The organism is Candidatus Ichthyocystis sparus (assembly GCF_900078745.1).
In the GTDB taxonomy this organism is placed as follows: domain Bacteria; phylum Pseudomonadota; class Gammaproteobacteria; order Burkholderiales; family 2013Ark19i; genus Ichthyocystis; species Ichthyocystis sparus.
Map to the genome: position 1 here is coordinate 1 of NZ_FKII01000004.1, position 7,182 is coordinate 7,182.

General features: G+C 39.9%; 8 protein-coding genes and 2 pseudogenes. 8 read left to right on the forward strand and 2 right to left on the reverse strand.

The window, feature by feature from the left end:
• Window positions 1-42: 42 nt before the first annotated feature.
• Window positions 43-389 (forward strand): annotated as a pseudogene (locus A6733_RS00080) (hypothetical protein).
• 20 nt (window positions 390-409) lie between these two features.
• On the opposite strand, the gene A6733_RS00085 reads toward A6733_RS00080, so the two are convergent.
• Window positions 410-1,225, reverse strand: coding sequence for a hypothetical protein (locus A6733_RS00085; RefSeq protein ID WP_141663413.1), 816 nt, complete (start codon window positions 1,223-1,225; stop codon window positions 410-412).
• Between the two features lie 1,849 nt (window positions 1,226-3,074).
• Between A6733_RS00085 and A6733_RS09545 the strand changes: the two genes are divergently transcribed.
• From A6733_RS09545 to A6733_RS09825, 3 genes are read left to right on the forward strand one after another with little or no spacing between them, the layout of a single operon-like run.
• Entirely contained in the window at window positions 3,075-3,221 is a 147-nt protein-coding gene (locus A6733_RS09545; RefSeq protein WP_141663414.1) for a hypothetical protein, read from the forward strand.
• A gap of 8 nt (window positions 3,222-3,229) precedes the next feature.
• Window positions 3,230-3,382 (forward strand): hypothetical protein, encoded by a 153-nt coding sequence (locus A6733_RS09550; RefSeq protein WP_176696191.1) that lies wholly within the window; start codon window positions 3,230-3,232, stop codon window positions 3,380-3,382.
• Window positions 3,383-3,407: 25 nt separating this feature from the next.
• Entirely contained in the window at window positions 3,408-3,542 is a 135-nt protein-coding gene (locus tag A6733_RS09825) for a hypothetical protein (protein ID WP_092460199.1), read from the forward strand.
• Between the two features lie 662 nt (window positions 3,543-4,204).
• Here the strand turns inward: A6733_RS09825 and A6733_RS00100 are convergent.
• Entirely contained in the window at window positions 4,205-5,032 is an 828-nt protein-coding gene (locus tag A6733_RS00100; RefSeq protein WP_092460201.1) for a hypothetical protein, read from the reverse strand.
• Between the two features lie 86 nt (window positions 5,033-5,118).
• Between A6733_RS00100 and A6733_RS09555 the strand changes: the two genes are divergently transcribed.
• From A6733_RS09555 to A6733_RS09830, 4 genes and pseudogenes are all read left to right on the forward strand, one after another.
• Window positions 5,119-5,241 carry a hypothetical protein gene (locus A6733_RS09555; RefSeq protein ID WP_278183893.1) on the forward strand — a complete coding sequence of 41 codons (123 nt, stop codon included), beginning with the start codon at window positions 5,119-5,121 and terminating at the stop codon, window positions 5,239-5,241.
• A gap of 1,152 nt (window positions 5,242-6,393) precedes the next feature.
• Window positions 6,394-6,576 (forward strand): hypothetical protein, encoded by a 183-nt coding sequence (locus A6733_RS09560; RefSeq protein WP_092460203.1) that lies wholly within the window; start codon window positions 6,394-6,396, stop codon window positions 6,574-6,576.
• Between the two features lie 40 nt (window positions 6,577-6,616).
• A pseudogene (locus tag A6733_RS09565) lies at window positions 6,617-6,952 on the forward strand (hypothetical protein).
• The gene (locus A6733_RS09830) at window positions 6,889-7,023 is read left to right on the forward strand and encodes a hypothetical protein (RefSeq protein WP_092460205.1); all 135 of its coding nucleotides are present in this window, start codon (window positions 6,889-6,891) and stop codon (window positions 7,021-7,023) included. The pseudogene A6733_RS09565 and the gene A6733_RS09830 overlap by 64 nt, the downstream one beginning before the upstream one ends.
• The last annotated feature ends 159 nt before the right edge of the window (window positions 7,024-7,182 follow it).

Below are 7,182 nucleotides of genomic sequence, written 5' to 3' on the forward strand. Positions count from 1 at the left end.
GCGTTTGGGAGATAGGGTACATTGGTGGGATATGATCTTTTTGTGACTCAGTCTTTGTTTTTACGTAAGGGAGTTGGGATTAAGTATGCTAATGCTATTTTAATTAAGCCTAACCAAGTTGGGACATTAACAGAGACGTTTGAGGCATTTTTTTTTAGCAAGCAGGTCTGGTACGGTACAGTAATTCCGCATCGTTCTGGAGAAACCAGTGACAGCTTGATTTGTCAGTTGTTTGGAGTGCTGGTCCAATCAAGACTGGAGTGCCATGCCGTTCCGACCGCACCTCCAAACACAACCAACTCATTCGTACAGAAGAGGAACTAGGTAGGGGGGTTGCTACTTTTCTGGTAAGGACCCGTTTACCTAGACCTAGAGGGGTTAACCTCTAGGCCTCTAGGCATTTTTATCCCTATCTTCGCTTTTGCCTCTTACTCTTGTCTCGTTGAGACAGGGCTTTATTCTTATTGTGAGGTATCATCGCAATCCTTTTTAGCACGAGAAGCAAATACATAACCGATAACACAAGAAGAAGATAATCAAATTTTCTCCTAAATGACGCAGACACACTACCATCCTTCTGGCCAGAGTCTTTTGAGTTTTCTAGTATATTGCTAAGTGCAAACGCAATCAACAAAATAGGCGGCCCCAGAAAAAAAGCGCCAATTAAAAGTAGAAAGAACAACGAGACCCCAACTCCATAGCGCCTAAAATCATGACGTATGTCAGACATGAGGGTAATTTTCTTCCTACCACCAACCCGACCATGAGTACCTCGTTGCTCCGTATCCTCATATCTTAGCGCTGTCAAACCCGATCCATCACCTTCCACTCCGACTTCTTTCTCTTTCTCTTTCCATTTAGCAGCAGCCCTAGCAGCTACCTCAGCAGCCCTCTCAGCAGCAAGTTCTTGTCCCCTACCTCTATGAAGTCTCGCTGCTCTTCTATCTCTTTTAACCCATACAACACCCTTCCCCTCAGTGGATCCTCTAGACCCTCCCCCTTCTTTTTTTGCTGATTTTTTTTTGGGCCTTGCACCCAACGCCAGATATCTAGGCTCCTGGGAGGAGCTTCCGCCGGGACCAGCATCCCCTAATTTTCTACACTCCCTACCATCTTGACCGACTGCTCCAAGGGAAGAGTTATCTCCCCCGTCACCAGCAGGTTCATCAGCTTCCGAACTACTGCTGCTACCACCTGAAGCACTTAAACTTATTCTACCAGACATACAAACACCCTCCATTATTGTTTTTCTACTATGACCTGACTTGTTTTTTTATTTTTACACAAATGATTATTGACAATTAAGTAATCGCCAATCAAGGTAAGCATCCGCGCCCAAACCATGCTAAAGGTGAAAAAATATTATTCATATGAATTTTTACTGTTTAAATTGATATCAATAATACAGTAATGGAGGTACTAATTAACCGTAGTATACTCATATTGCTTTTTAGTATTATGCAAATTTGTTGCGGTTTTGTTAGTTATACTAATGCTACATTGGGAAAGATAATTGGGTACCTCATCCATATGTACGATAGGCTTCTTCTATCTCATAAATAGCATAACAAAAATGTGTTGATTCTTGGAGCTAATAAAATCCATTCAAAATATTATTCTTTTTCTTGATTGCTGTGGGAAAGATGGAGGAGAGTTTTTTTCTACTGCCCTAAATATATTATATGAGGCTTAGAGTAATCTTTGCTAATTAGATTTCATGTCAACGCAGCCAAAATTCATCATCCTTCCTTGTGAAGGTAAATGTCATGCCTAATTTATGCAATCTGCTGAAATGCAGTTATCCATAATATTTATATTTATGTCTGTGCATAGCTTTAAGGGAAAATCCACATGAAATTTAGCTTTCTTGTACAGTTGATGACGAAGGTAGTTTTGCTCCCCATATGAAGTAATGTTGAGCAAGATTTAGGTTTATTGTAGATGCCATGTATTTGTCTGTTTTTGATTTTTGTAAAGATGACATGACTGAGGTTGATAGGAGCGTCTAGCAACTGATGACCATGTATTTGGAACTAGCAAACATTTCAGCCAGTGTGTTGAGGCTGTAGTGCTCTACGTGTATTTTCCGCATAGCAACATAGGAAATATCCAACATGCCCATTCATGTATGATTTGATAGTTGAGAATACATTTTGCCTTAGAGTTTAATTTAAAACATTATACTGACCTATCTCCCTCATGGCCAATAAAATAATTTATTCGTTACCAGAGAGTTTCCTAGTGATACGTCCTATCCTATCTCTCTGTCATCTTTGTAGGTTTAACCAATCGATTCTTCTACATATTTGCATAAGGTGATACCAAAATACACAAATACCACAAAAGAACCATTAAGCATTGTTTGGACAATTTTGGTAGTTGTTTTCCAGTAATATCTACAGAAGACGGTATGGCTGAGGATTATTGGAGTGGCTGGCAATAGTTAGTTGGAGTTTTGGAGATAGGAGTGTAGTTAGTAGGAACGTTGTACAAAAGCAGGACATTTTGTAAAATTTGGCAACGATACTCCACTCAAGCTTCCACTCAAGCTAAATCAAATTGAATTGGAATATTAACAGAAACATTTAAATATTTCGGCTATCATATCTTATTACGGCACAGCAAGTTTGAACGATTCTGGGGAAGAGTCCTATCAAAGTTACTTTTACACAGTCAAATAATAGGTTACAGACAGAAGAGAGAGAGGCAAGGACCACAAAATCCTACGCTGTGTCCTATACATCGGGCTATGATCCATTACAGAACACACACAGAGATTTGATTCAGGTCGGTTCCTTTTACTATCGCTAGCTACTATCTGAAACGCTGCGTGCTATCCTACAGGACATATAATTATTCCTGTTATTCTGTTATTGTTTTTTTACTTTGATGACAATGACTGGCAAGGTATCAAATATCTGACAAAAAGCACTCGCAACAACCGTCGTAAATGCGATGTTTTAGTTTCTTTGTTCATCAAGGGAAAAGTTACATGAGATTGGACTTTCTTGCACAGTTGGTGATGAAGGTGATTTTGCTCCGCACCTAAGTGGTATTGAGGAGGGCTTAGAGTACTGGCAGATGCCATTTATTTGGCTGGTTTTGATCCTTGCAATGATGTGTGTATTGCTTTAGATTGTGCTAGTAGTCAGTTTTATTCAGATGGGTACTACAAGATTTTTAACGAATTTATGAAGATTGGAGTGGTTGGCAATTATTGACCAAACGTTTGGGAGATAGGGTACAGTTGGTAGGAGATGATCTTTTTGTGACTCAGTCTTTATTTTTACGTAAGGGAGTTGGGACTAAGTTTGCTAATGTTATTTTAATTAAGACTAACCAGGTTGGGACATTAACAGAGACATTTGAGACATTTTTTTAGCAAGTAGGTCTGGCACGGTACAGTAATTCCGCATCGCTCTGGAGAAACCAGTGACAGCTTCATTGCTGATTTGTCAGTTGCTTGGAGTGCTGGTCCAATCAAGACTGGAGTGCCATGTCGTTCCGATCGCACTTCCAAACACAACCAACTCATTCTTTGATCTAGCAGTTCTTGTTAAACATTACAGCAAAACAACAACATTTCAGAATAAACAGGAACCAACATACGTACGTACATCATAAGCTTTTTGTTGTATGTGCTACATAAAGTCAGCCATTTCCCTTACCTTATTTGCTTTTTTTATTTTTGTTGAAAGATTTACATACCAAAAAATGATCCCTCATAGTTGATTCATTTGAAAATGCTTTATCGCGGCAAGAACTTCCTGATTCTTTACCGCTAAATGGCGATATCATTGCTGAAATTTCTTCTATCTTTAGAAGGGGAGCGAGGGGAAAACACATAAATCAAATAAATGACAACTAAACCTATAACTGTTGCCATCGCGCAACTCAGCCCTTATACTGCTGTGATATGACTATCATATGGGGCTGTGGGACATGGTGTTCATTGTTCTTAAATCTGACAGCTCTATTCCGCTTTTATCGGCACCTTTTCCTCCGGCGTAACCAGTACCCAGAAGCCGCTCCTGGTACTTAGAAAGATTTTGCCGATTTTATATATATGAAGGGCCAGGGAAACCATGTTAGGGGAGAACGCATACATGCTCATCCTGCTCCATCCCAGAAGCCACAAGCTAACTATGGATATTAATACACGTAACGTACGATTTTAATTTTTTAAAAGTTAATCATTCCCCCTCTATTTTTTGCGGTTTTTACCTCTGTCTGAAAATTTATAAGCATACCACACAGCAAGAACTAACATCGAGAAAAGCAGATGTATAACCATAAACGCAAGATCAACATTATCATGATAATCTTTCCAAACTGAGCCACTTGCTGCAGAAGCACCTTCTCGAGTGCCATTCACTGGCGGCCCTGCAGTATCACTACTAAGAATACTACTAAGCAAAGATACCAACGTTGCAAGAGATCCTCCTACTGCAACAGCAGTTCCCAAAAGGAGACATAACCTATCAATTCCACTCATATGATGGTCGGTATCACCATGTTTTGGTTCATTTTTTCTGTGATGACCATGACCATGGTGGCGGGTCCGCGGGCCTTTCGTTCTTAGTACTATCAAGCCCAAACCGTCATCTTTTTTATTCCCACCTCTTCCTTCAGCAGCATCCTTAGCGGCCATAGCAGCTTCTTCAGCGGCAGCCCTAGCAGCTCTCTCAGCAGCAAGTCTTTGCCCCTCACCCCTATGAACTTTCGCCGCCCTCCTGTCTTTTTTATTCCATTCGATACCCTTCCTAGTATGATGTTTACCTCCCTTTCCTTCTTTCCCCTCCGTTTTTTTTCTGGGTTTTGCGCCTAATCCCCGTGATTCTTCAGTATGGCCTGGGGACGTCAAAGAGCCTCTGCTGGACCTACCACCACCTCCTGATCCGCTACTCCTTACATCCCTATCCTGACCAACAGCTCCAAGGGGAGAATGACCACCCGCAACATCAGCAGGCCCACCACTAGTTTCTGAATCGCTGCTACTACCTGAAGTATCGCGCGTTACTCTACCAGACATATAACATACTACCCCTCTATTGTTGTTCTTTTACTTTTTTATTCTGATGCTTTACTCTAAATACTGACGATGACTGACTACTGACGATGACTGACGTAAGCAAACATAGACCAGCAGCAGAAGCACTGGCACCTGATTGTGATAAAGTAAGGGTGAAGAAATATTATTTATATGAATTTTTTATTGTTATAGTAATGAGTAATAAATAATGAGTAATGAATAAGTAATAGTAATAAGTATAGGTGGTTTGTATTTTGATTCTGGGAGAGACGATACGACTGAGGTTGATTTGGGATTAGTAAATATGGCAACTAGTGTGTTGAAACTACAGTACCACTACTACGTGGATTATTCCTCAATAGCAACATAGGCAATATAGTTCTGCATACGCATACCTACCTCATTAAGGTGTAGGCTTTGGTAGCTAAGAATACGTTTTCACCTTAGAGTTTAATTTAAAGCATTCTACTTACCTATCTCTCTCATGGCTGATAAAATAATTTATTCGTTGCCAGAGAGTTTACTAGTGATACGTCCTATCCTATCTCCCTGTCGTTTTTGTAGGTTTAACCAAGCGATTCTTCTACATATTTGTACAAGGAGGTAACAAAACATGCAAATGACATAAAGGAACCATTAAACATTTTTTGGATAATTTGAGAGCAATTGTTTTCGAGTAATATCTACAGAAGATGGTATGGCTGAGGATTATTGGAGTGGATGGCAATAGCTAGTTGAATTTTTGGAGATAGGAGTGCAGTTAGTAGTAACGTCGTACAAAAGCAGGACATTTTGTAAAATTTGGCAATGATACTCCACTCAAGCTTTCACTCAAGCTAAATCAAATTGAATTGTAATATTAACAGAAACGTTTAAATACTTCGGCTAGCATATCTTATTACGGCACAGCAAGTTTGCACGATTCTGGGGAAGAGTCTTATCAAAGTTACTTTTACACAGTCAAATAATAGGTTACAGACAGAAGAGAGAGAGGCAAGGACCACAAAATCCTACGCTGTGCCCTATACATCGGGCTATGATCCACCACAGAACACACACAGAGATTTGACTCAGGTTCATTCCTTTTACTATCGCTAGCTATTATCTGAAACGCTGCGTGCTATCCTACAGGACATATAATTATTCCTGTTATTCTGTTATTGTTTTTTTACTTTGATGCCAATGACTGGCAAGGTATCAAATATCTGACAAAAAGCATTCGCAACAACCGTCGTAAATGCGATGTTTTAGTTTCTTTGTTCATCAAGGGAAAAGTTACATGAGATTGGACTTTCTTGCACAGTTGGTGATGAAGGTGATTTTGCTCCGCACCTAAGTGGTATTGAGGAGGGCTTAGAGTACTGGCAGATGCCATTTATTTGGCTGGTTTTGATCCTTGCAATGATGTGTGTATTGCTTTAGATTGTGCTAGTAGTCAGTTTTATTCAGATGGGTACTACAAGATTTTTAACGAATTTATGAATTCTGATGATTTTTCGTCCTATTTGGATAATTTATGCAGTTGTTTTCCAATAGTATCTTAGAAGATGGCATGGCGGAAGATGATTGGAGTGGTTGGCAATATTGACCAATCGTTTGGGAGATAGGGTACAGTTGGTGGGAGATGGTCTTTTTGTGACTCAGTCTTCATTCTTACGTAGGGGGGTTGAGACTAAGTCTGCTAATGCTATTTTAATTAAGCCTAACCAAGTTGGGACATTAACAGAGAGAGACGTTTGAGACATTTTTTTTGGCAAGTAGGTCTGGTTACGCGGTACAGTAATTTCGCATCGTTCTGGAGAAACCAGCGACAGCCTCATTGCCGATTTGTCAGTTGCTTGGAGTGATGTGGTCAAATCAAGACTGGAGTGCCATGTCGTTCCGACCGCACTTCCAAATACAACCAACTCATTCGTATAGAAGAGGAACTGGTTAGGGGTTGCTATTTTTCTGGGAAGGACACGTTTATGCAATCAAAGAGATGGATGTGAACACTAATAACTCTCTGCCAAAAATAAAAAAACAGCCCTGGAGCTTCTCTATACGCAACCTAGGAACCTATTGTTGTTTGCTTAGCAAGAACAATAATAAAACACCTATGGTTACTTACTCGAAATTTTTTTAATTCAGCCATTCCTCTTTATTTTTTT

What these genes read in the sequence shown, in the direction of transcription:
- A6733_RS00085 (WP_141663413.1), bottom strand. Translation starts at nt 1,225, where the DNA reads ATGTCTGGTAGAATAAGTTTAAGTGCTTCAGGTGGTAGCAGCAGTAGT.
- A6733_RS00100 (WP_092460201.1), bottom strand. Translation starts at nt 5,032, where the DNA reads ATGTCTGGTAGAGTAACGCGCGATACTTCAGGTAGTAGCAGCGATTCA.
- A6733_RS09555 (WP_278183893.1), top strand. Translation starts at nt 5,119, where the DNA reads ATGACTGACGTAAGCAAACATAGACCAGCAGCAGAAGCACTGGCACCT.